The sequence below is a fragment of the Sphingomonas sp. SORGH_AS_0950 genome (genome assembly GCF_030818415.1).
In the GTDB taxonomy this organism is placed as follows: domain Bacteria; phylum Pseudomonadota; class Alphaproteobacteria; order Sphingomonadales; family Sphingomonadaceae; genus Sphingomonas.
Genome location: NZ_JAUTAE010000001.1, coordinates 1374970 through 1397318, shown reverse-complemented (window position 1 = coordinate 1397318; position 22349 = coordinate 1374970). Strand labels below are relative to the sequence as shown.

Sequence of the window (22349 nt, the reverse complement as noted above, 5' to 3'; positions counted from 1 at the left end):
TCACAAAGGGCCAGTTTGTCGAGGGATTTTTCATGACCGTCAGCCCGGTGGATTTCGCGAGCCTGTTGTGTTCGCGACTGTGCCACGATCTCCTGTCCCCGGTGGGGGCGCTCAATAACGGGCTGGAGCTGCTGGCCGACGAGACCGACCCCGCCATGCGCGAACGCTGCATGGAATTGCTGGCCGACAGCGCGCGCGCTTCGGCCAACAAGCTGAAATTCTTCCGCCTGGCCTTTGGCGCGGGCGGCGGCTTTGCCGACCGGGTCGACATGGGCGAAGCGAAGGCGGCGATCGAAGGGCTGCTGGTCGACAATCGCCGCACGACGCTGGGCTGGCTGGTCGAGCAGCCCAGCCTCCCCAAGCCTGCGGTGCGCATCCTGATGAACCTGACGCTGATCGCGGCCGAGGCGCTGGCGCGCGGCGGCACGATCGACATCGGGGCCGAGGCGGGGCGCGAGGCGATCGAGATCGCGATCCGGATTGAGGGGCCGCGCATCCTGCTCGACCCCGAAATCCGCCGCACGCTGATGGAGGGGCAGGGGACCGAGCCGCTCGGCTCGCGCACCGCGCCCGCATTCCTGGTCCATACGCTGACCCATGAACATGGCGGCATGACGCTGGTCCATGAGCCCGCGCCCAGCACGATGATCCTGGGGGCGGCCATCCGCGCGGGGTAAACGCCCTTTTAATCTTGTGGCGGCAAGAGGGAGCGGAAAGGACGCGCCCTCGGGGATTTATGGACGATCTGCTGCAGGAATTCATCGCCGAGACGCGCGAGACGCTGGAGGCGCTGTCCGGCGAGATCGTGGCCTGGGAAGCGGCGCCCGCCGACCGGGCGCGGCTCGATGCGATCTTCCGCTTCGTCCATACCGTCAAGGGAAGCTGCGGCTTTCTGGACCTGCCGCGCCTTGCCCGGCTCAGCCATGCCGCCGAGGACGTGCTGGCGGCGGCGCGCGACGGCAGCCGGACGCCCGATACCGCGCTGGTCGATGCGGTGCTGGGGATCGTCGACCGGATCGGCGCGGTGGTCGAGGCGATCGCGACGGGGACCGGGCTGGACGATTCGGACGACGACGCGCTGATCGCCGCGCTGACCCGGACGGAAACCGCGTCCGTCGCCCCCGTCGCCAAGGTGGCGGTGCCGAGCCGCGCCGCACCGCGCAGCATCCGCCTGAACGTCGACCTGCTCGACCGGATGATGAGCGGCATGTCCGACATGGTGCTGGCGCGCAACGAACTCGCGCGGCGGCTTCGCGACTCCGTGCTCGACCCGCGGGTCGAGGCGGCGCTCGACCGGCTGTCGCTGACCGTCGCCGACATGCGCGACACGGTGACGCGGACGCGGATGCAGAAGGTCGACGGGCTGTTCTCCGCCCTGCCGCGCATGGTCCGCGACACCGCCGCCGAACTGGGCAAGGCGGTGGCGCTGCGCATCGAGGGGTCGGATGTCGACCTCGACCGCGAGATGATCGAGATGATGCGCGACCCGCTGGTCCACATCATCCGCAACGCGATCGACCATGGCATCGAGACCCCGGCCGAGCGTCGCCGGCTGGGCAAGCCGGCGACCGGGCAGATCTGCGTCGCCGCGCGCCAGTCGGGCAATCAGATCCTGATCGAGATCGAGGATGACGGCGCCGGGATCGACGTCGCACGCATCGCCGCCAAGGCGGTTGCGAGCGGCGTCCATAGCGCGGGCGAGGTCGCCGCGATGACCGCCGCCGACAAGCAGAAGCTGGTCTTCGAGCCGGGCCTGTCCAGCCGCGACACGGTGTCGACCATGTCGGGGCGCGGGGTCGGCATGGACGTGGTCCGCGCCAATATCGAGCATGTCGGCGGCCGCGTCGCGCTGGACAACCGGCCGGGCCGGGGGCTGGCGATCACCATCCAGGTGCCGCTGACCCTGTCGATCATGTCGACCATCGTCGTCGCGGTCGGCGATCAGCGTTTCGCCATCGCGCGCCAGTCGATCGAGGAGATCGTCAAGATTCGCGGCGATCAGGTCCGCATCGATCCGGTCGGCGCGGTCGAGGTCGCGACGGTGCGCGGACGGCGTCTGCCGATGCTGCCGCTGGGCCGCTTCCTGGGCGTCGGCCCCGCCGAGCCCATGACGCTGGTCATCATATCGACCCGCGACGGCGACTATGCGCTGGGGGTGGACGATGTGCTGGATACCGAGGAGGTGGTGGTCAAGCCCGCCGCCCCGGCGGTGATGGGCAGCGGCCTTTATGCCGGGCAGACGCTGCCCGACAGCGGCCTGCCGATGCTGCTGCTCGACGGCGGCGGGCTGGCGCAGGCGGCCGGGCTCCGTTTTCATCGCGAGGTCATCGCGGCGAGCGAGGACGATGCCGACGAAGCGGCGATCCCGGCGCTGTTGTTCGACGATCTGGATGGCTGCCGCCGCGCCATGCCGCTGGGCGCGATCGACCGGGTCGAAAAGGCGGAGGCGGCGGCGGTCCATCATTCGGGCGGCCGCGTCCGGCTGGTGGTGGGCGAGACGACGATGCCGCTGCACCATGTCGATGCCCGGGCGCTCGACCGCGCGACCGTCGGGGGCGAGATCGAGGTGCTGCGCCTGACCGATGGCGAGGCCGAATGCGCCTATGCGATCGCCGCCGCGCTGGAGATCATTCAGCTGCCCGCCGACATCGCCCCGTCGCCCGGGGACGGCACGGTGCTGGGCGTCGCGGTGTGGCAGGGCGAGCCGATCGAGATCCTCGACCCGCTGGCGCTGTTCGGCGGTACGGCGAGCGGGGTGGGCGACCATGGCCCGCTCCTCTGCCTGCTCGACGGCGCGGGGGCGGCCTGGATGGACCGTTTCCTGCGCCCGGTGCTGGAGGCCAATGGCTATCGCTGTGCGGTGCAGGCGGCGGACAACGAGGTTCCCGCGGTCCGCCTGATGATGGAGGACGAGCCCTTGCCCGAGGATGCCTCGGGCGCGCCGGTGGTGCGACTGCGGCGCGAGCGCGATGCGGCGTCCGATGCCGACAGCGTCTATCGCTATGACCGCCCCGCGCTGATCGCCGCGCTGGCCAGCCATGCGCGTCGGGGAGGCCGCTGATGCCGCTGTTCCTGATCGCCCGCATCGCCGACCAGGGCGTGGTGTTCGATGCCGACCAAGTCGACTCGGTGGTCGATATCGGCGAGGTCGTGGCGGTGCCGCGTGCCGAGCCGTCGGTGCGCGGGCTGACCGCGCTGCGCAGCCGTGTCATCACCGTGGTCGACACCCGGCTGGCGCTGGGGCTGGAGCCGACCGCCGACCATATCCGCCGCGCGGTCATCACCCGGCAGGACGGCCATTATTACGCCATGCTGGTCGATGCGCTGGACGATATCGAGACGTTCGAGACGCGCCCGATGCCGCATGCGCCGCCGCATGAGGGACGCTGGTCGCGCGCGGCGGGCGGCATGGTGGTGCGCGACGGCGAGCCGCTGCTGGTGCTCGACCTGGCCCGGCTGGTCCCGCCGCCCGCGGCGGCGGCCGCCTGAGCCATTAACCCGGCTCTTACTTTCGCAGGGTTAGATGGCCTTCGGGATCCCGCTGGGGTCTTTGCTGTAACAAGGCGTGCCCCATGAAAACCTGTCTCGTCGTCGATGACTCCAAGGTGATCCGCAAGGTCGCCCGACATATATTGGAGACGCTGGACCTTCAGGTGCGCGAGGCGGGCGACGGGCGCGAGGCGCTGGACGCGTGCCTGGAATCGGTGCCCGACGTCGTCCTGCTCGACTGGAACATGCCGGTGATGAGCGGGATGGATTTCCTGCGCGCGCTGCGCGAGGCCAATCTGGACCGGCGGCCGCGCATCGTGTTCTGCACCACCGAAAACGGCATGGCGCATATCCGCGCGGCGATCGATGCCGGGGCGGACGAATATATCATGAAGCCGTTCGACCGCGACACGCTGGAGAGCAAGCTCCAGCTGGTCGGCGTCATCTGAGCCCCGCCGACCGGCCGCCCATGCGCAGCGCCATGGCGTCTTTCCTCCAACCCGATATCGCGCCGCGACCGGCCAGCCGCATCCTGATCGTCGACGATTCGGCGGTCGCGCGCGCGCTGATTGCCGGGCAGATCGCCGGGCATGACCGCTTCGTGCTCGCGGGGCAGTCGACCCATGTCGAAGGCGCGCTGACCTTTCTTGCCCAGAACCGGGTCGACATCATCCTGCTGGATGTCGAGATGCCCGGACAGGACGGCATCTCCGCCCTGCCGCGCATGCTGGCGGCGGGGCGTGGCGCGCGGATCATCATCGTCTCGGCCTCCACGCCCCAGGGCGGCGCGGCGACGGTGCAGGCGCTGGCGCACGGCGCGGCCGACACGCTGGTCAAGCCGCTGCCCCAGAGGCTGGCCGAGTTCGGCGAGATCCTGCGGCACAAGCTGGATGCGCTGGCCGGGACCGGGGCCGGAGCCGGGGCGGGGGAGGGCGACGCATCGTCGCCGCCCGCTGCCACAGCGCCGATCGCCCCGGCTCCGACACGGGGTACGGCGCTGCCCGAGATGATCGGGATCGGGGCGTCGACGGGCGGCATTCACGCGCTGGCCAAGCTGCTGGAACGGGTGCCCGCCAGCATGTCGGTGCCGATCGTCGTCACCCAGCACCTGCCCGCGTCCTTCATGTCCTATTTCGCCGCGCAGCTGGCGGCGGTGGCGCGTCGGCCCTGCGACATTGCCGAGGACCGGATGCGGTTGCGGCCGGGCCGGATCCTGATCGCGCCGGGCGATGCGCATGTCACCTTTGTCGGGCTGCCCGACGGCGGCGCGTCGATCCGGCTGAAGCATGACCGGGCGAGCAGCGGTTGCCTGCCATCGGTCGACCCGATGTTCGCCTCGATGGCGGAGCTGTGGGGCAGCCGGGCCTGGGGCATCGTGCTGACGGGCATGGGGCGTGACGGGATGGAGGGCGCGCGGATGTTGAAGGCGGCGGGGGGAAGGATCATCGCACAGGATCAGGCCAGTTCGGTCGTCTGGGGCATGCCCGGCGCGATCGTGCGCCGCCACCTGGCCGATCAGGTCCTGCCGCCTGAGGCGATAGGCGCGATGCTGGCTGCGGGCGCGGCCAAGGCAGCGCAGCCATGATGGCGTCCGTGCCCCACAGCCCCCGCGCGATGCCGATCCGCTCCAACCCCGCTGCCGAGCCCGCCTCCCGCCAGGCGCTGACCGTCCTGGCCGCGCTGCTCGAGGCGCGCACCGGGCAGCAGATCGTCAGCCACCGTTCGACCCGCGTGGACACCGTATTGCTGCCGCTGATGCGCGAACGGCGGCTGGAGACGCTGGACCAGCTGGTCCTCGCGCTGCTCGACGGGCGCGATCCGCATCTGGCGGGCCGTGTGGTCGATGCGCTGATCAATTGCGAGACGTCCTTCTTCCGCGACCAGCATGTCTTCGACCAGATCGTCGAGATCGTCGCCGAGGTGGAGCGCAGCGGCCGCCGCGCGCGGATCTGGAGTGCGGGCTGTTCGACCGGGCAGGAGCCCCTGTCGCTGGCGATGATCTTTGCCGAGCGTCAGCAGGTGAGCGGGGCGGCGATGCCCGAGATCGTCGCCACCGATGTCTGCGAGGCGGCGCTCGCCCGGGCGCGCAGCGGCTGCTACACCCAGTTCGAGGTGCAGCGCGGGCTGCCGATCCGGCATCTCGTCCGCTGGTTCGAAGGGCGGCCCAACAATGAATTCGCCGCGCGGCCCGACCTGCTGCGCCATATCGCCTTTCGCCACATGAACCTGGTGCTCGACCCGCCGCCGGGCGGCGCCTTCGATCTGGTGCTGTGCCGCAACGTCATGCTGTATTTCTCGCCCGACCCCAAGCGGCGCGCCTTCCAGACGCTGGCCGCCGCGATGCGGCCCTCGGGCGGACTGATCCTGGGCGCGGGCGAGACGGTGATCGGCCAGACCGACCTGTTCCAGCTCAATCCGGCCGGGCGCGGCGTTTACGAGAAATGCGATCCCGACGATCCCATAAGGAGCCTATGAAGTCATATCCTTGATGCTCCGATGCCGCTAACAGGGGCGGCCCAGCGGGGTTGTTCAGGAGGTTGCATGACGATCGTCGATACGCCGTCACCCAATTTCGACGCGCGTCAACTGCCCGTAACGATGATCGTGTTGCACTATACCGGGATGCAGGACGCGGAATCGGCGATCGCCCGGCTGCGCGATCCGGAGGCCAAGGTGTCGTGCCATTATCTGGTGGCCGAGGACGGCACGGTGATGCGCATGGTCGACGAGGACAAGCGCGCCTGGCATGCGGGGCGGTCGCACTGGCGCGCGATCGAGGACGTCAATTCGGCGAGCATCGGGATCGAGATCGTCAATCCCGGCCATGACTGGGGCTATCGGCCCTTTCCCGACGAACAGATCGCGGCGGTGATGGAACTGGTCGCCGACATCCAGCGCCGCCACGGCATCACGCGCGGCAACATCGTCGGTCATTCGGATATCGCGCCTGCCCGCAAGCGCGATCCCGGCGAGCTGTTCCCCTGGGGCGCGCTGGCCCGGCGGCGGCTGGCGCTGCCGCGTCCGACCAAGAACCTGATGGACCCGATGTGGACCGAGGCGGGCTTCTGCCTGGCGCTGGAGCGGTTCGGCTATGACGTGACCGACCGGATGGCGGCGATCATGGCCTTCCAGCGGCGCTTCCGCCCCGAGCTGATCGACGGCGAGATCGATGCGGAGTGCCGGATGATCCTGCTCGCGCTGCTGCTGCCCAGGCCGCAGGGGGACGATTGAGTCCCTTGGGCTTCGACTACGCTCAGCCTGAACGGCTCTTTGGATGAATACATAGCGCCGTTCAGCCTGAGCGAAGTCGAAGGCCACGCCCCGCCGCCACCCACAAACCCCTTGCCCTCCCGCCCATTCCCGCTACACGCACCCCCAGTCAGAGGGCCGGGCGGCCGCGGCCTCGGGAAACCGGGGGCGAGGAAAGTCCGGGCTCCACGGAACGACGGTGCCGGGTAACGCCCGGCGGGGGTGACCCCAGGGACAGTGCCACAGAGAGCAGACGGCCACGGCTTCGGCCAGGTCAGGGTGAAAGGGTGCGGTAAAAGCGCACCGCGGGTCCGGTAACGGAAACGGCATGGCAAACCCCACCGGGAGCAAGACCGAATAGGGACGGCATGGCGCCTTCGGGCGTCGGGGTGTGTTCCCACCCGCCGTCCGGGTTGGTTGCTTGAGGCGATGTGCAAGCATCGTCCTAGAAGAATGGTCGCCCATCCGGCTTTGCCGGTGGACAGAACCCGGCTTACAGGCCCTCTGGCTGATCCTCGCGAACGGGCCCCGATCAGGAGCCCAGCGTGCTCGAATTGATGATGATATTCTTGCCCTGCGATTTGGCCGTGGGCGTGCCCTTGGCGATCAGGTCGACGACCTGGTCGGGGCGGGGCAGGGCGTTGAACGAGGGATAGCTGCTCGCGCTGGCGTCGACATCGTTCAGCCGCACCGTATACGACTTGGTCTTGCGCTTTTCGATCTGGCTCATCAGGTCGGGAAAGACATCAACCGTCCGTCCGGCATCGGCAAGCGCGATCATATAGCCGTCGCTGTCTTCCCCCTCCCGACGATAGACCCCGAACATGGTCGTCGCGACGCCGTCGCGGCACAGCGGGGCGGCCGGCGTGACGGGTTCGGCCTTGGGGTTCGCCTTGTCCTTTTCGGCCTGATCCATGGCGGCCGCGTTCATCAGGAGGGTGAACAGCGGATTGGAACTGCTCGACTTTTCCAGCTTGGCCTTGGGCAGATGCGCGAAGTCGGTCTGCGTCGCGCAGGCGGCGACCGGCGCCGCAGGGCCCGGATAGGCGGGGGTGGTCGCGATGGCGGGCTTCAGCGCGGCGATCATCTCGTCCATCCTGGCGTCAAGCGCGTTGGCGGTCAGCTTCTCGGCGGTCAGGCGCACGACCAGCAACCATTCGCCGATCGGCATGACCGCCAGAGAGGTGCTGCGATAGGGGCTGCTGAGCAGCGACCAGCTCTGGCGCAAGGCGACCGCCGGGCCCGAGCCACTCGGCGCGAAGGCGATCGGATCGGCGCTGGCGGGGGCGCCCTTGTCGAAATTCCGGCGCTCCTCGATCGCGATGCGCGAGCGGTCGAACCATAGCGGCACGCTGGGCACCGCCGGGTGGAACAGGAACAGCGTGGCGAAGACGCTCTTGTCCGGGCTTTCCAGCTTGACCGCAATGTCATGCTCGGTGGTGGTGGCGTCGGTGATCGCGACCCGGTTCAGCCCGGCAACGCTGGACCGGACGATCAGCCGCGTCTGGGCGTGCATCCAGCCCTTGTCGTCCGGAACCGCCAGATCGCGCGCCGAAGCCGTCCCCGCCACCATCGCCGCCGCCAGCGCTGCGCCATACCAGAACCGCATGTCATCCTCCCCCATGGATGAAGCGGAGGCTAGGCGCTCCCCGGACCGCGATCAAGCGTGGTCAGACCAGGACCTTGTCCGGCCGCTCCAGCCCGTCAAGATCGGTGTCGGCGTCGATCTCCAGCAGGGTTTTGATATGCCCGTCGCGAATGTCATAGACCCAGCCGTGCAGCCACAGTTCGCGCTTCTCGGCAAAGGCCTTCTGGATGGTGTCCAGCCGGGCGAGATGGCGCAGCTGCTCCATGACATTGACCTCGACCAGCCGGTTGACCTTGGCCGCCTCGTCGGGCTGGGCGTCGATTTCCTCGCGGTGGCGGTGGAGCACGTCGCGCGCATTGCCCAGCCATTGGTCGACCGGCCCCTCGGTGCCGCCCTTCAGCGTCGCCAGCACCCCGCCACAGCCATGATGGCCGCACAGGATGACATGGCGGACCTTCAGCACGTCGACCGCATATTGGACCACCGACAACAGGTTCAGGTCGTCGTCATGGACGAGGTTGGCGATGTTGCGGTGCAGGAACATGCCCCCCGGCGGGGTCATCGTCATCTGCTCGGGCGTCACCCGGCTGTCCGAACAGCCGATCCACAGGAAATCGGGCTTTTGCCCCACGGTCTGCCGCTGGAAGAAGTCGACCTTCTCCTCGAGCAGTTCGGTTGCCCAGGCCTTATTGGCGAGCAGCAGCTGCTTATATTCCCTCATGCGTAGCGCACTCCGGTCGATGGGGCCTTGATCAGCGGCGCGGTCCGCTCGGCGACGTCGCTGCGCACGATCACGGTGATCCCGCGATAATCGGCGCCCTTGATGAAGGCATTGATGATGTCGACATTGTCCAGGTCGACATAGGAGGTCGAGGACAGGTCGATCAGCAGATTGGCGCCGTCCGGCACCTTGGCCAGCGCCTTCTGCAACTCGTACTTATGGATGAAGTACAGGTTGCGCCGCGCGCGGATCAGGCAGTCGCCATCGTCATAGGCATAGGTCAGCGCCGGGCGGAAATTGCGCGCCACGACGAAGACGAAGCCGACGGTCAGGCCGATCAGGATCCCGATCAGCAGGTCGGTACGCAGGATCGCCAGGATGGTGACGATGAAGGGGATGAACTGGCTCCACCCCTGCTTGTACCGCTCGGTGAACAGCTTGGGCTTGCACAGCTTGTAGCCGGTGGCGATCAGCACGGCGGCGAGCGCGGCCAGCGGGATCAGGTTGAGCACCGCCGGGATCAGCGCGACCGAGATCAGCAGCCAGGTGGCGTGCAGCATCGTCGACAGCTTGCTCTCCGCGCCCGAATCGACATTGGCCGAGGACCGCACGATCACCGAGGTGACGGGCAGGCCGCCGAGCAGGCCCGAGACGATGTTGCCGCCGCCCTGCGCCATCAGCTCCCAGTTCTTGTCGGTGGTGCGACGGCGCGGATCGAGTTCGTCCACCGCCTTGACGCTGAGCAGCGATTCCAGGCTGGCGACGATCGCCAGCGTGATCGCGGTGGTCCACACCGCGCCCATGCCGATCGCCGAGAAGTCGGGCAGCTGGAACTGGCCGACAAATTCCGACGCGCTGCCGGCGACCGGCACGCGGACCAGATGACTGCCCGCCAGCTGCCAGTCGGGCCGCACCGCGCCCAGGATCATGTTGCCGACCACGCCGATTACCACCACGACCAGCGGACCGGGGAGCAGGCGAAGCGGGCCCTGCTTGGGCTTGGCATGATCCCACCAGAACAGGAAGGCCAGCGACACCGCGCCGATCAGCACCGCGCCGGGCGCGATGTCGCGGCTGACGCTGGACCACAGATCGGTGAAGGTGTTGCCGCCCGCGCGGCTGGCATATTCGAAGCTGCCCTCGAAATCGCCGTCATAGCCGATCGCATGGGGAATCTGCTTCAGGATCAGGATCAGGCCGATCGCCGCCAGCATGCCCGTAATGACCGAGGAGGGGACGAACTCGGCCAGCACGCCCGACCGCGTGAAGGAAAAGGCGAGCTGGAGGACGCCCGCCAGCACCACCGCCAGCAGGAAGACCTGGAAACTGGGCAGCCGCTCGATCGCCTCGAACACGATCACGGTCAGGCCTGCGGCGGGCCCCGCGACCGACAGCGGCGATTTGGACAGGAAGCCGACGACCAGCCCGCCGACGATCCCGGCGATCATCCCCGCGAAAGGCGGCGCGCCCGAGGCGACGGCGACGCCCAGGCATAGCGGCAGCGCGACGAGCGCCACCACGATCGAGGCCGGCACATCCGCTCTTGCGGTGGCCAGGAAGGAAGGACGCTCGGCCACGATCGCTCCGTGAAATAAGTGGGTGCAGCATATGCCCGATACGGACGTGAACATATGATGACGTTCATGTCATGAACGAGCCGTGGTCGGACGGTCAAGCATTTCGCACGGCGATTTTGGCCGTGCATGACGCAAAGCAGCACCACGATGCTTGCACCGCTGCGCAACTCGCCTAAATCGGCCGGGTGGCGCGATCTTCTACCCGATCCAACGACTGGGGCTTTCCTCGCTGGCGCAGCTATGGCGCGGCGCGGGAGGCCAAGCCCGTGCGAATCTGCGACCGGCATGGCTGCGACCAGCCGGGCAATTGCCCCGCGCCCAAATCGCCCAACAGCCCCGACCGCTGGTATTTCTGCGAGGCGCATGCCGCCGAGTATAATCGCGGCTGGGACTATTTTCAGGGGCTGAGCGCCGAGGAGGCCGCCGCGCGAGAGGCGTCCGAACGGCGGACCAGCGCGGGCTATGCCCAGTCCAAGCATCAGGCCTGGGCCGGGCCGGGCGACGGCACCCGCTCGCGCGACGAGATGCGCGCGCTGGAGGCGCTGGGGCTGGAGGCGGATGCCGAGTTCGACCTGATCCGCGCGACCTGGCGGGGGCTGGCCAAGGCCAACCATCCCGACATCCGGCCCAACGATCCCGACGCGGCCAAGAAATTCCAGCAGGTCCAGGCCGCCTATGAGGTCCTGCGCGCCGCCGAGGAGCGGCGGAGCTGGAAGCCCGAATGATCCGCCGCGCCAAGGCGGATTGGGAAGCGACGGTCCTGATCTGCGGCAAATGCTCGAAGAAGGTCGGCGGTGGCTTCGGCCCCAAGGGCAAGACCCCGCTGGCCAAGGCGCTGCGGCGGATCTTCGGCAAGGGGCGCAAGGCCTCGGTCGGGGTGATCGAGACCAAGTGCCTGGGGCTGTGTCCGAAGAATGCGGTGACGCTGGTCGACGGACGGCGTCCGGGCGAATGGCTGGTCGTGACGCCGGACGAGGATGTCGAGGCGATCGCGGCGCGACTGGGGCAGGGGGCTTAGGGTTTTAGCGGGGGCTCGGTGAGACCCCTTGCCCTCCCCCATCCCAGTTTCAGGTAAACGATGCCCCGCATCGTTTAGGTCATGTCGGGGGCATGACCGACTTGAAACTCGCCTGCGGGAGGGGAGCGGCCAGAGGCTTGGGCGTGGCCTTCGACTACGCTCAGGCTGAACGGGCGTTAGTAATAGGCCCGATTCCTTCGCTCCGTTCAGCCTGAGCGAAGTCGAAGGCCAAGGGTAAAACCCTCAATACCGCCCCGCCGTCTCCCGGATCAGCGCGATCATGTTCGGAATCCCCTGCGTCCGGTTCGAACTCAGCTGGTTCTTCAGGTCGAACGGTGCCAGCTCGCCCTCGATGTCGGTCGCCAGGATGTCGGCGGGCGTCCGGTCCTGCACCGTCTTGAGGACGAGGGCGATGATCCCCTTGGTGATCGCCGCGTTCGAGTCCGCCAGAAAGTGCAGCCCTTCGCCATCCCCCTTGGTGGGATAGACCCAGACCGAGGCCGAGCATCCGCGCACCAGCGTCGCGTCGGTCTTCAACGCCTCGGGCATCGGCTCCAGCGCGCGGCCGAGATCGATCAGCAGGCGATAGCGATCGTCGGCGTCGAGGAATTCATATTCGTCGCGGATTTCGGCAAGGTCGGACATGGCCATGTCCGCTACCCGGTGCATGCGCCGACGACAAGCCGGTGGTCGCCGGTCGGTGGTGGGACGAGCAAGGGGAGGGCCATTCCCGCTTGTCCCGCGCCCCTTCTTACAGGTCGACGCCTGCGGCGATGGCTTCCAGCTTGCGGATGCGTTCCTTCAGGTCCGCCATTTCGATCCGCGACGAGGCGGAGCTTGCGGGCGGGTAGGGCATGTCGTGCGCGCGGTCGAACTCGCGGCTCTTCAGCTGCAACCAGCCGCGCCATCCGGCCAGCCCTGCGGTGACGATCATCGCCAGTCCCGCAAGGCCTGCGGTCGCGATCACGATGTAAAGATTGGTGTCGGTCATGATCCGGGCTCCCTGTCCGTATCAATGGGTGGATTAGCGGTCGCGCAGGCGTTCGATCTCGCGGTCGAGATCGATGCTTTTGTGCTGGTCGGTGATGACGCGTTCCAGAACCTGGATACGCTCCTTCAGCTGCTGGATCTCGCCGCGCAGCGCCTGGGTGTCGCGGGCGCCTTCGCCGCGCAGATGCTCGACGATGTCGAGACCGGGCGAGCGGCGGTGCTTGGACTTGAAGATGCTGGCGATCATGACGATCGCGACGATCATGACGACCATGAACTGTGATCCGGACATGGCGGAAACTCCCCTTTATTCTTGTTGTCAGTGTTCGATGCGGACGGGCGTCTCGCCCGGTACGCGCAGGCCGTCTATCTCGTCGCTCAGCGCCAGGCCGCGATCGGTGACGATCCGTTCCAGCACCCGGACCCGCTGTTCCAGCTTCTCGGTCTGGGCCGCATATTGCGCGGCCTTCTCCGCGACCATCGAGGCTTCGGTGGCCAGCCGCTTTTCGCGATAGGCGAACCAGGGCTTCAGGAACACGCCGCCGATGATGGCGACCAGGCCGCAGCTGATGCCCAGGATCGGGATCAGAATGCCGAGGACGGGAACGATGTCCTTCATGATCCGCTCTCCCTCAGCGATCGCGCAGCGCGTCGATTTCGCGCGCGGTCCGCTCGGCGGGGTCGGTGGCGATGCGCTCCAGCACCGCGATCCGCTCCTCGAGGCGCGAGACCTGGCCGACCAGCTTCTGGTTCTCGGCGGTCAGCAGTTCGACCTTGCGTTCGTCGGCCATGCCGGTCTTGCCGACCATGCCGCCCCATTCGCCGTCCAGGCTGTACCCGTGCTTGGCACGGATCCAGGTGGTGACGACCCAACCGATCGTCGACATCGCGATGATCGCCAGGACGAAACCCGGTCCTCCCCAAGACATAATCCATACTCCCATAGGATAGTTGATGCGCAGGCCGGGCTCAGCGCAGGCTGTCGATCTCGTCGGCGAGCTGGCGGTTGCGGCTGGTGTAATGCAGTTCGATATCGGCGAGGCGACGGTCGATGTCGCGGAACTTCGAGCGGACCTCGGCGGTCGAGCGGCGCGGATTGCTGCGCACGCCCTGCCAGAATTTGGCGTCCTCGTCCGACTGGTACAGGCCCAGCGGCTTGGCGTTCGCCATCCAGGCGATCAGCATATAGGCGATCGGGACCCAGGGCATGCCGACCCCGGTGATGGTCAGCAGGACCGCGGCGACGCGGACCCACATCACATCGACGCCGGTATAGTCGGCGATGCCCGAGCACACGCCCTTGAACTTGGCATTCTGCTTGTCGAGGTAGAAATTGGTGCGGCTGGCGGTCATCTCAATTCCTCCGATCGAGGCTGTAGTCGTGCTGGCCGAGGCGGCTTTCGGAGCGCCATTCGGACTGCGACAGGCCGGGTTTGAAGTTGGGATTGTCGGCGGCGACGATCCGCTCGACGGTGTGAAGCCGATCTTCGAGCCGCCGTGCGAGCATATGAAGCTCGTCGAGCAGCTGCTCGTCCTCATGGGTGATCTTCGGCGCCTGCTTCCACTTGGTGACATAGTGGAGGATCAGCCAGGGCAGCGCGACGAAGAGCGAGCCGAAGAGGATGAAGGGGACAGCGACGTCGTCCATCTCACTCTCCCTTGTTCAGGCGCGCCTTGAGCGCGGCGAGTTCGGCATCGACCCGGTCGGAGGCGCGCAGCTCGGCGATCTCCTCCTCCAGCGTCTTCGGGCTGGCACCCAGGCCCAGCGCCTCGGCACGACCCTCGGCCTCGTCCACCTTGCGCTCGAGGATGTCGAAGCGGCTGAACGCGTCATGCGTCTTGGGGCCGTTCCACATCTCGCGCAGGCGATAGCGGTTGTTGGCGCTTTCCAGACGGGTCTGGACCGCATTCTGCTTGGTCCGCGCCTCGCGCAGCTTGTTCTGCAGCTTGGCGATATCCTCTTCCGACGCGCGCAGCGCATCGTCGAGCACCTGGACCTCGGCCTTCAGCTGGTCGGCCATGTCGGCGGCCTTCTGACGCTCGATCAGCGCGGCCTTGGCCAGGTCCTCGCGGTCCTTCGACAGCGCCAGCTCGGCCTTTTCGGTCCAGCTGTCCTGAAGCTGGTCCAGCTTCAGGATGTGGCGGCGGATTTCCTTCTGGTCGGCGATCGTGCGGGCGGCGGAGGCGCGCACCTCGACAAGCGTTTCCTCCATTTCGAGGATGATCATGCGGATCATCTTCGCGGGGTCTTCCGCCTTGTCCAGCAGGTCGGCGAAATTGGCGGCGACGATGTCGCGGGTGCGGGAGAAAATGCCCATCGGATACTCCTTGATGGCGGAATGCGTGATTATGCGATCGGCGCCTCGATCGCTGCAACCGGGGCCGTGGCGGTGGCGACATGCGCGGGGGCGAGGGCGCCCATCAGGCAGGTGGCGCTCATCACGACGGTGCAGGCGATGGCGGCGATCTGGCGGGTGACGTTGGTGGCGAACATGGTGGAAACTCCCTGATATCTTTGTTTCGGTCCGCTCGGTGGCGGGATGCCGGAAGCATTGCAGGGTGCGTGCCAATTTCAAAAATGTCGGAAAATCAACGTTTTGTGAAATAGTTGCGGCGCGGCAACGATTGCGCCCTTGCCAAGGCTTGGGAAATTCCGCCACCTGTTGGGAATGGAGCGAACAAGTCAGGTCATCGGCCAGTCGGGGGCCTTTCTGGATGCGCTGGAACGGGCCAGCCGCGCCGCCGCGCTCGACCGCCCCGTGCTGGTCATCGGCGAGCGCGGGACTGGCAAGGAGCTGGTCGCCGAGCGTCTCCACCGCCTGAGCGGGCGATGGGACCAGCCGCTGGTCGTGATGAACTGCGCCGCGCTGCCTGAGTCGCTGATCGAAGCCGAATTGTTCGGCCATGAGGCGGGCGCCTTCACTGGCGCGACCAAGGCGCGCGCGGGGCGGTTCGAGGAGGCCAATGGCGGGACTTTGTTCCTGGATGAACTCGGCACGCTGTCGATGGCGGCGCAGGACCGGCTGCTGCGCGCGGTCGAATATGGCGAGGTGACTCGGATCGGCTCGTCGCGCCCCTTGCGCGTCGATGTCCGCATCGTCGCCGCGACCAACGAGCATCTGCCCGACAAGGTCGCCGCGCACCAGTTCCGCGCCGACCTGCTCGACCGGCTGTGTTTCGAGGTGGTGACGCTGCCGCCGCTTCGCGCGCGCAAGAGCGACATCATGGTGCTGGCCAATCATTTCGGGCGGCGCATGGCGGCCGAGATCGGCTGGAACGACTGGCCGGGCTTTGGCGCGGCGGCGACCGATGCGCTGATGGAGCATCGCTGGCCGGGCAATGTCCGCGAACTGCGCAACGTGGTCGAGCGCGCCGTCTATCGCTGGGACCGCGAGGGGCCGGTGGACGCGATCGAGATCGACCCCTTCCGCTCGCCCTATCGTCCGCAGGGCCAGTCGCCCGCCGCCGCGAAAAGCGAGGGGGCGGGGCAGGGGAGCACCCCCGTGCCGCCCAATGACGGCGACGAGGTGGCGGCGTGCGAGGTCGGCCCGTCCGACTTCAAGTCGCGCGTGGCGCGGTTCGAGCGCGAGCTGCTGACCAAGGCGCTGGCCGACAATCGCTTCAACCAGCGGACGACCGCCGAGTCGCTGGGATTGTCCTATGACCAGCTTCGCCATGCGCTTCGTCGCCATGATCTGATCGGAACGGTTGCGTAACTCCGTTCGGGGAGCCATTTGAGACGCCCGGCGTTGCCACAGGCAAACCCCAAAGGAGCATTTACGATGGCTTTCGAACTGCCGCCCCTTCCGTACGACTATGACGCGCTGGAGCCGGTCATCTCCAAGGAGACGATGACCTTCCACCACGACAAGCACCATGCCGCCTATACCAACAAGTTGAACGAGGCGGTCGCAGCGGACTCGTCGCTCCAGGGCAAGTCGATCGAGGACATCCTGGCGACCATCTCGTCGGCCCCGGCGGTCGTCCGCAACAATGGCGGCGGCTTCTGGAACCATGACTTCTTCTGGAAGATCATGACCAAGCCCGGCACGACCCAGCCCTCGGGCAAGCTGGCCGAGGCGATCGAGGCGTTCGGCGGTCTCGACAAGCTGAAGGAAGAGTTCAACACCAAGGGCGCGGGCCAGTTCGGTTCGGGCTGGGCCTGGGTGATCGCGGACGCCGAGGGCAAGCTGAAGGTCACCTCGACCCCCAACCAGGACAACCCCCTGATGGACGTCGTCGCCGACAAGGGCACGCCGATCCTGGGTAACGACGTGTGGGAGCACGCCTATTACCTGACCTATATGAACGACCGTCCGGGCTATCTGAAGGCTTGGTGGGACGTGGTGAACTGGGACGAGGCCGGTCGCCGGTACGAGGCGGCGGTCGCGTAATTTCGCGGCTATCCGGTTCGGATAAAGGAAAGGGCGGCTCCGCGAGGGGCCGCCCTTTCTGGTTACTATACCCTGAAAATGTGCTCCACCCCGGCGAAGGCCGGGGCCCAGTTGCCACTAAGTTTGTGGCGCGCCGGTCGGTGAGGGGGAGGCAAATGCCACCGGCCGCCATTGCCTCCCACGCGAAGTCTGACCGCGCCTTCCACTTCACCGCAACTGGGCCCCGGCCTTCGCCGGGGTCGTGCCGGGAGTGGGGAGGATCGTCACTCCACCGGCGGTTCGTCGACCTTCGCGGCGTCGGCGTTCAGCCCATGCTTTAACAGCATGGGGATATTCGCGACGGCAAAGCCCAGCGTCAGCGGCATCGCGCCCCACAGCTTGAAGCCGACCCAGAAATCCCAGGTCGAATTGCGCCACACCGCCTCGTTCAGCACCGCCATGAAGGCGAAGAAGATCGCCCAGTTGCGGGTCAGCTTGCGCCACCCTTCCGGCGTCAATCCCGAATAGACGCTGCCCAGCACCATCTGGATCAGCGGCCGCCCGGTCGCCAGCCCGAAGAACAGCATCGCCGAGAACATCGCATAGACGATGGTCGGCTTCATCTTGATGAAGCGCTCGTCGTGGAAATAGAGGGTCAGCCCGCCGAACACGACGACCAGCGCGCCCGACAGCCACAGCATCGGCGAGATACGGCCCAGCTTCACCTTGCTGATGATCATCGACACCACGGTTGCCGCCATGAAGACGCCGGTGGCGACCAGCACGCGGGTCAGCGGCCCCAGCGGCGCGAGGAAATTGACCGCGAAGAACAGGACCAGCGGGCCATATTCGATCCCCGCCTTTAGCCCGGCGCTCGCCTCCTTCTCGGGAGCGCTCATTTGCGGCCTCCCTCGATGCCCGCGATGATCCGGCTGACCTCGTTGGCGTCGAAGGGGCGCAGGTCGGTCATGCCCTCGCCGACGCCGATCGCATGGATGGGCAGGCCGTATTTCTCCGCCGCCGCGACCAGCACGCCGCCGCGCGCGGTGCCGTCCAGCTTGGTCATGACCAGCCCGGTGACGCCTGCGACATCCTTGAACACCTCGATCTGGTTGAGCGCGTTCTGGCCGGTGGTCGCATCGAGGACCAGCAGGATGTCGTGCGGCGCCTCGGGGTTCAGGCGGCCGAGCACGCGGCGGATCTTGGACAGCTCGTCCATCAGCTCGCGCTTGTTCTGGAGCCGCCCGGCGGTGTCGACGATCAGCACGTCGATGCCGGTCGCGGTCGCCTGCTTCACCGCCTCATAGACGATGCCCGCCGCGTCGCCGCCTTCCTTGCCGGACACGATCGGCACGCCGACCCGCTCGGCCCAGGTGGCGAGTTGGCCGATGGCGGCGGCGCGGAAGGTGTCGCCCGCTGCCAGCATCACGCCGTAATCCTGCTCCATGAACAGATGCGCGAGCTTGGCGATGGTCGTCGTCTTGCCCGATCCGTTGACGCCGATGACCAGGATCACCTGCGGCCGGGGGAAAGCGTCGATCTCGAGCGGCGTGGCGACCTTGGCCAGCGCCTTCTCCACCTCCTCGGCGACGACCAGGCGGATGCCGAGGTCCTCCATGTTCCGCTCGAAGCTGCCATCGGCCAGCCGGTTGCGGATATGGCCCGCCGTTTCGGGGCCGAGATCGGAGGCGATCAGCGCTTCCTCGATCTCGTCCAGCGTCTCCTCGTCGAGCCGTGCGGTGCCGAGCCCGGCGAGATTGCCGACCAGCCGGTCCGAGGTGCGACGGAAACCGCCGAGCAGCTTTTCGTGCCAGGAGGAGGAAGAACTCATGCCAATTGTCCGATCAGATGGGTTTCGGTCGCCGCCGTGACCCTAACGCGGGCGATGCTGCCCGGTTCGGCGGCGGGGGAAAAGTGGATGTCGGCGAAGTCGGGCGCATGGCCGCGCGTGCCCGGACGCTCGACCAAAACGTCGCGGGTCTGCCCGACCTGGCGCGCCAGCCAGTCGCGGCGGCGGCGCGCGGCGGCTTCGCGCAGCCTCGCGGCGCGTTCGCGGCGCAGCGGGTGGGGCATCTGCGGCATCCGTGCGGCAGGGGTGCCGTCGCGCGCCGAATAGGGGAAGATATGCGCATGGACGATCCGACAATCGTCGATCAGCGCCCGTGTATCCGCCGCCATCGCCTCGTCCTCGGTCGGGAAGCCCGCGATCAGGTCCGCGCCGATCGCGATATCGGGCCGCGCGGTCAGCAGCCGCTCGACGATGGCGACCGATTGCGCGCGGCTGTGGCGGCGCTTCATCCGCTTGAGGATCAGGTCGTTGCCCGCCTGGAGCGACAAATGGAGATGCGGCATCACCCGCGCCTCGCCGGTCACCAGCTCGAACAGCCGGTCGTCGATCTCGATCGAATCGAGCGAGGACAGCCGCAGCCGGGGCAGGGCGGGAACATGGGTCAGGATGCGTTCGACCAGCAGCCCCAGGCTGGGCTGGCCGGGCAGGTCATGGCCATAGCTGGTCAGGTCGACCCCGGTCAGCACGACCTCCCGGTGCCCCAGTTCGACCGCGCGCGCGATGCGCTCGATCACCAGCCCGGCGGGGACAGAGCGGCTGGGACCGCGCCCGGTCGGGATGATGCAGAAGGTGCAGGCATGGTCGCAGCCATTCTGAACCTCCACGAAAGCGCGCGCATGGCCCGCAAAGGCGGCGGCCAGATGCGGCGCGGTCTCGACCACGCGCGACAGGTCGGCGACCAGCATCGGCTCGGCCGACGCCCAGCTTTCGGGGCGCAGCTTGTCGGCATTGCCCAGCACGCGTGCGACCTCGGGCATGGCGGCGAAGCTGGCGGGGTCGATCTGCGCCGCGCATCCCGTGACCACGATCTGCGCATCGGGCCGCGCCTTGGCCGCGCGGCGGATCGCGGCGCGGGTCTGCTTGACGGCTTCGTTGGTGACGGCGCAGCTGTTGACGACGACCATGTCCCCCCGACCAGCGGCGAGCGCGCGGATCGTTTCGCTTTCGGCGATGTTGAGGCGACAGCCCAGACTGATGATCTCGGGCCCAGGGAGGGACGACATGACCGCCGATCTAGGGATGGATGAGGCACGTGTCCACGCGGAGACGCAGGACATTCTCGACTTCTGGTTCGCTCTGCCGCCCGAGAAGCACTTCGCGAAGGACGACGAACTCGACCGGATCATCGCCGAACGCTTCGGGGTCTTGCGCGACCGGGTGCTGGCGACAGAGGCGATCGGCTGGCGCGACGATCCCGACACGCTGCTGGCCGCGATCCTGTTGCTCGACCAGTTTTCGCGCAATCTGCATCGTGGTTCTGCCCAGGCTTTCGCCGCCGATCCGCTGGCGCTCGACCTGTGCCTGACCGCAATCGATGCGGGGTGGGAGGATCGCTACCCGCCCGAACGTCTGGCGTTCGTCTATATGCCGCTGATGCATGCCGAATCGCGCGCGATGCAGGATCTGAGCGTCGCCAAGTTCACCGAGCTGGGGCGCGAGACCAATCTCGCCTTCGCGCGCGATCATCGCGAGGTCATCCGGCGCTATGGCCGCTATCCCAGTCGGAACGAGGCGCTCGGCCGGGCGACGACCGAGGCGGAGCGCGACTATCTCAGCCAGCCAGACGCGGGCTGGTAGGGGCGCTGGCGGCGATGCCCGCCAGCAGCCGCTTCTCTGCCAGCAACTGGCGCACCTGCGCCAGATCGAGCGGCGGACCGTAAAGCGGCCCCTGGCCATGCGCGCAGCCGATCTCGCGCAGCCGCTCCTCGGTCCCGGCGTCGCGCAGGCCCTTGGCCGCGATCGGCAGGTGCAGGCTGTCGCCCAGCTGGACGATGGCGGTGACGATCGCGCTGCAATCGGGGTCGGCGATCATGTTGCGGATGAAGTCGGGATCGATCCGCACCCGGTCGAAGGGCAGCGCGCGCAGATGGGCGAGGCTGGAATAGCCGCTGCCGAACGCGTCGAGCGCCAGGGCGATACCCTGGTTCTTCAGGCTGAGCACGATCGTCTGAGCCAACGCCATATTGGCGAACAGCGCATGCTCGGTGATCTCGATTTCCAGCCGATGCGCGGGAAAGCCGCATTCGGTCAGCGTCTTGATGACCTTCTGCGCCAGCCAGGCGTCCTGGAATTGCGAGGCGGCCAGCGGGAAGGACAGGGTCAGCGACGGGTCCCAGTCGCGCGCGCTGGCCATGGCCTGTCGCATCAGTGCCAGCGAGACGTCGCCAGACAGGCCGCACGCCTCGGCGACCGGCATGAAGCGGTCGGCCGAGATACAGCCCAGCGTCGGATGATCCCAATGGCCCGACACCTCGAACCCGGTCAGGCGCGCGGTGCCCAGATCGACCTGCGCCTCGAAACGCGGGCAGATGTGGTTGTGCGCCAGCGCGATGCGCAGGTCGGCGATGATCGCGTTGCGTTCGGCCATCGCGCTTTCCATCGCGGGGGCGAACCATAGCGGCTTGCCGTCTCCGCGCGTCTTGGCGGCGATCAGCGCGAGATCGGCCTTGCGCACCAGCTGGTCGATCGTCGCCGACATCCCCTCGACCTGCGCCATGGCGATCGCGGCGCGGGGGGCGAGTTCCTGGTCGGTTAGCCGGACGGGCTGGCCCAGGCGGATCGCGAGCCGCTCGGCCAGCCTGTCGATCCGGTCGCGGCCACGCGGCGCGACGGGTATGAGGCAGCCGAAACAGTCGCCCTCGAACCGCGCGACGATCGCCTCGGACGGGGCTTCGTCGCGCAGGACCTTGGCGACATGCTGGAGCAGGGCGTCGCCCGCTTCATGGCCGAAGGAGCCGGCGATGGCGCGGAACCGGTCGATGTCGAGCAGCAGCAGCGCGACTCCGCGCTGGCGCCGATACGCCGTCGCGATCATCCGCTGCCCGGCGTCGTGGAAGAAGGGGCGGTTGGCCAGTCCGGTCAGCGGGTCGTGCTGGTCCGGCACGCTCGTCCGGTTCGGACGCCTGGCGGGCAGGCGCCAATAGACGATGGTCAGCGCGATCGCGGCGGCGAACAGCACGATCTTGGCCGGGGTGTCATGGCCGAGTTCGATCAGCAGGATGGCGATCGCGACCAGCAGCGCGCCACCCGCCACGGCCATGGCGAAGAACCGCGTCGAGGCGATCGGCTTGGCTGTGATGTCGGACGGACCCCGCATGGCGAATGGTTCGCATGCAAGGAGTGTACAACAGGTTAACGCCGCGATGTGGCGGCCATGGCTTGCGCGCCTCCGGCTTTTGCCATAAGGACCCCGCCGAAGTTCCGTCGCGGAACGTGAAGAGAAGCGCCCAAGGGTGCACGCTGGCCGGCGAGGTTTCGCCCGCCGGCGCTTTTGCG

28 protein-coding genes and 1 other RNA gene are annotated in these 22349 nt (G+C 67.6%); 13 read left to right on the top strand and 16 right to left on the bottom strand.

Going from position 1 to position 22349, the window contains the following annotated elements:
* Positions 1–32 precede the first annotated feature (32 nt).
* The 8 genes from QE385_RS05915 to rnpB all read left to right on the top strand — a co-directional run bounded on the left by QE385_RS05915 (position 33) and on the right by rnpB (position 7250).
* The gene (locus tag QE385_RS05915) at positions 33–677 is read left to right on the top strand and encodes a histidine phosphotransferase family protein (RefSeq protein WP_307099983.1); all 645 of its coding nucleotides are present in this window, start codon (positions 33–35) and stop codon (positions 675–677) included.
* Between the two features lie 59 nt (positions 678–736).
* Positions 737–3061 carry a chemotaxis protein CheA gene (locus tag QE385_RS05910; protein ID WP_307099981.1) on the top strand — a complete coding sequence of 775 codons (2325 nt, stop codon included), beginning with the start codon at positions 737–739 and terminating at the stop codon, positions 3059–3061.
* Positions 3061–3489: a chemotaxis protein CheW gene (locus QE385_RS05905; protein ID WP_307099980.1), complete on the top strand. Its 429-nt coding sequence runs from the start codon at positions 3061–3063 to the stop codon at positions 3487–3489. Before QE385_RS05910 ends, QE385_RS05905 begins: the two co-directional genes overlap by 1 nt.
* Before the next feature lie 83 nt (positions 3490–3572).
* Entirely contained in the window at positions 3573–3938 is a 366-nt protein-coding gene (locus tag QE385_RS05900) for a response regulator (RefSeq protein WP_307099978.1), read from the top strand.
* 32 nt (positions 3939–3970) lie between these two features.
* Positions 3971–5074 (top strand): chemotaxis-specific protein-glutamate methyltransferase CheB, encoded by a 1104-nt coding sequence (cheB, locus tag QE385_RS05895; protein ID WP_307099975.1) that lies wholly within the window; start codon positions 3971–3973, stop codon positions 5072–5074.
* Positions 5071–5964 carry a protein-glutamate O-methyltransferase CheR gene (locus QE385_RS05890; protein WP_307099973.1) on the top strand — a complete coding sequence of 298 codons (894 nt, stop codon included), beginning with the start codon at positions 5071–5073 and terminating at the stop codon, positions 5962–5964. The genes cheB and QE385_RS05890 overlap by 4 nt, the downstream gene beginning before the upstream one ends.
* Positions 5965–6030: 66 nt before the next feature.
* Complete coding sequence (locus QE385_RS05885) at positions 6031–6720, top strand: N-acetylmuramoyl-L-alanine amidase (protein ID WP_307099972.1); 690 nt, start codon at positions 6031–6033, stop codon at positions 6718–6720.
* A 148-nt stretch (positions 6721–6868) separates the two neighbouring features.
* Positions 6869–7250: RNase P RNA component class A (rnpB, locus tag QE385_RS05880), an RNA gene on the top strand.
* Between the two features lie 20 nt (positions 7251–7270).
* On the opposite strand, the gene QE385_RS05875 is transcribed toward rnpB, so the two are convergent.
* The 3 genes from QE385_RS05875 to QE385_RS05865 all read right to left on the bottom strand — a co-directional run bounded on the left by QE385_RS05875 (position 7271) and on the right by QE385_RS05865 (position 10624).
* Positions 7271–8347, bottom strand: coding sequence for a hypothetical protein (locus tag QE385_RS05875; protein WP_307099970.1), 1077 nt, complete (start codon positions 8345–8347; stop codon positions 7271–7273).
* A gap of 61 nt (positions 8348–8408) precedes the next feature.
* Positions 8409–9047: a carbonic anhydrase gene (locus tag QE385_RS05870; RefSeq protein ID WP_307099968.1), complete on the bottom strand. Its 639-nt coding sequence runs from the start codon at positions 9045–9047 to the stop codon at positions 8409–8411.
* A complete protein-coding gene (locus QE385_RS05865; RefSeq protein ID WP_307099965.1) occupies positions 9044–10624 on the bottom strand; it encodes a SulP family inorganic anion transporter in 1581 nt (526 codons plus the stop codon). The genes QE385_RS05870 and QE385_RS05865 overlap by 4 nt, the downstream gene beginning before the upstream one ends.
* Positions 10625–10809: 185 nt before the next feature.
* Between QE385_RS05865 and QE385_RS05860 the strand changes: the two genes are divergently transcribed.
* Both QE385_RS05860 and QE385_RS05855 read left to right on the top strand, forming a co-directional pair.
* Positions 10810–11349 (top strand): J domain-containing protein, encoded by a 540-nt coding sequence (locus QE385_RS05860; protein WP_307099963.1) that lies wholly within the window; start codon positions 10810–10812, stop codon positions 11347–11349.
* Positions 11346–11642, top strand: a complete 297-nt coding sequence (locus tag QE385_RS05855) for a (2Fe-2S) ferredoxin domain-containing protein (protein WP_307099961.1) — start codon at positions 11346–11348, stop codon at positions 11640–11642. The genes QE385_RS05860 and QE385_RS05855 overlap by 4 nt, the downstream gene beginning before the upstream one ends.
* A gap of 243 nt (positions 11643–11885) precedes the next feature.
* Here the strand turns inward: QE385_RS05855 and QE385_RS05850 are convergent, their stop codons facing one another.
* The 9 genes from QE385_RS05850 to QE385_RS05810 all read right to left on the bottom strand — a co-directional run bounded on the left by QE385_RS05850 (position 11886) and on the right by QE385_RS05810 (position 15126).
* A complete protein-coding gene (locus tag QE385_RS05850) occupies positions 11886–12287 on the bottom strand; it encodes a SufE family protein (protein WP_307099959.1) in 402 nt (133 codons plus the stop codon).
* Positions 12288–12393: 106 nt separating this feature from the next.
* Positions 12394–12633 (bottom strand): hypothetical protein, encoded by a 240-nt coding sequence (locus tag QE385_RS05845; RefSeq protein WP_307099956.1) that lies wholly within the window; start codon positions 12631–12633, stop codon positions 12394–12396.
* Between the two features lie 33 nt (positions 12634–12666).
* Positions 12667–12924 carry a hypothetical protein gene (locus tag QE385_RS05840; protein WP_307099954.1) on the bottom strand — a complete coding sequence of 86 codons (258 nt, stop codon included), beginning with the start codon at positions 12922–12924 and terminating at the stop codon, positions 12667–12669.
* 27 nt (positions 12925–12951) lie between these two features.
* The gene (locus QE385_RS05835) at positions 12952–13251 is read right to left on the bottom strand and encodes a hypothetical protein (protein ID WP_307099951.1); all 300 of its coding nucleotides are present in this window, start codon (positions 13249–13251) and stop codon (positions 12952–12954) included.
* A 13-nt stretch (positions 13252–13264) separates the two neighbouring features.
* The gene (locus tag QE385_RS05830) at positions 13265–13561 is read right to left on the bottom strand and encodes a hypothetical protein (RefSeq protein WP_307099949.1); all 297 of its coding nucleotides are present in this window, start codon (positions 13559–13561) and stop codon (positions 13265–13267) included.
* Between the two features lie 40 nt (positions 13562–13601).
* Entirely contained in the window at positions 13602–13985 is a 384-nt protein-coding gene (gene pspC / locus QE385_RS05825; RefSeq protein WP_307099947.1) for an envelope stress response membrane protein PspC, read from the bottom strand.
* Between the two features lies 1 nt (position 13986).
* Positions 13987–14280 (bottom strand): envelope stress response membrane protein PspB, encoded by a 294-nt coding sequence (gene pspB / locus QE385_RS05820; protein ID WP_307099945.1) that lies wholly within the window; start codon positions 14278–14280, stop codon positions 13987–13989.
* A gap of 1 nt (position 14281) precedes the next feature.
* Positions 14282–14950, bottom strand: coding sequence for a phage shock protein PspA (gene pspA / locus QE385_RS05815; protein WP_307099944.1), 669 nt, complete (start codon positions 14948–14950; stop codon positions 14282–14284).
* A gap of 29 nt (positions 14951–14979) precedes the next feature.
* A complete protein-coding gene (locus QE385_RS05810) occupies positions 14980–15126 on the bottom strand; it encodes a hypothetical protein (RefSeq protein WP_307099942.1) in 147 nt (48 codons plus the stop codon).
* Positions 15127–15301: 175 nt separating this feature from the next.
* On the opposite strand from QE385_RS05810, the gene pspF reads away from it, so the two are divergent.
* Together pspF and QE385_RS05800 are read left to right on the top strand one after the other, a co-directional pair.
* Positions 15302–16348, top strand: coding sequence for a phage shock protein operon transcriptional activator (gene pspF, locus QE385_RS05805; RefSeq protein WP_307099940.1), 1047 nt, complete (start codon positions 15302–15304; stop codon positions 16346–16348).
* Positions 16349–16414: 66 nt separating this feature from the next.
* Complete coding sequence (locus QE385_RS05800; protein WP_307099939.1) at positions 16415–17026, top strand: superoxide dismutase; 612 nt, start codon at positions 16415–16417, stop codon at positions 17024–17026.
* A gap of 263 nt (positions 17027–17289) precedes the next feature.
* Here QE385_RS05800 and QE385_RS05795 read toward each other — a convergent pair whose 3' ends face one another.
* From QE385_RS05795 to mtaB, 3 genes are read right to left on the bottom strand one after another with little or no spacing between them, the layout of a single operon-like run.
* A complete protein-coding gene (locus tag QE385_RS05795) occupies positions 17290–17904 on the bottom strand; it encodes a septation protein A (RefSeq protein WP_307099937.1) in 615 nt (204 codons plus the stop codon).
* The gene (ftsY, locus tag QE385_RS05790; protein ID WP_307099935.1) at positions 17901–18836 is read right to left on the bottom strand and encodes a signal recognition particle-docking protein FtsY; all 936 of its coding nucleotides are present in this window, start codon (positions 18834–18836) and stop codon (positions 17901–17903) included. The genes QE385_RS05795 and ftsY overlap by 4 nt, the downstream gene beginning before the upstream one ends.
* Positions 18833–20077, bottom strand: a complete 1245-nt coding sequence (gene mtaB / locus QE385_RS05785; RefSeq protein ID WP_307099933.1) for a tRNA (N(6)-L-threonylcarbamoyladenosine(37)-C(2))-methylthiotransferase MtaB — start codon at positions 20075–20077, stop codon at positions 18833–18835. The genes ftsY and mtaB overlap by 4 nt, the downstream gene beginning before the upstream one ends.
* On the opposite strand from mtaB, the gene QE385_RS05780 reads away from it, so the two are divergent.
* Positions 20076–20651 (top strand): DUF924 family protein, encoded by a 576-nt coding sequence (locus tag QE385_RS05780; RefSeq protein WP_307099931.1) that lies wholly within the window; start codon positions 20076–20078, stop codon positions 20649–20651. The two genes, mtaB and QE385_RS05780, sit on opposite strands and share 2 nt — an antisense overlap.
* On the opposite strand, the gene QE385_RS05775 is transcribed toward QE385_RS05780, so the two are convergent.
* Positions 20626–22170, bottom strand: a complete 1545-nt coding sequence (locus tag QE385_RS05775) for a bifunctional diguanylate cyclase/phosphodiesterase (protein WP_307099930.1) — start codon at positions 22168–22170, stop codon at positions 20626–20628. The two genes, QE385_RS05780 and QE385_RS05775, sit on opposite strands and share 26 nt — an antisense overlap.
* Positions 22171–22349 lie beyond the last annotated feature (179 nt).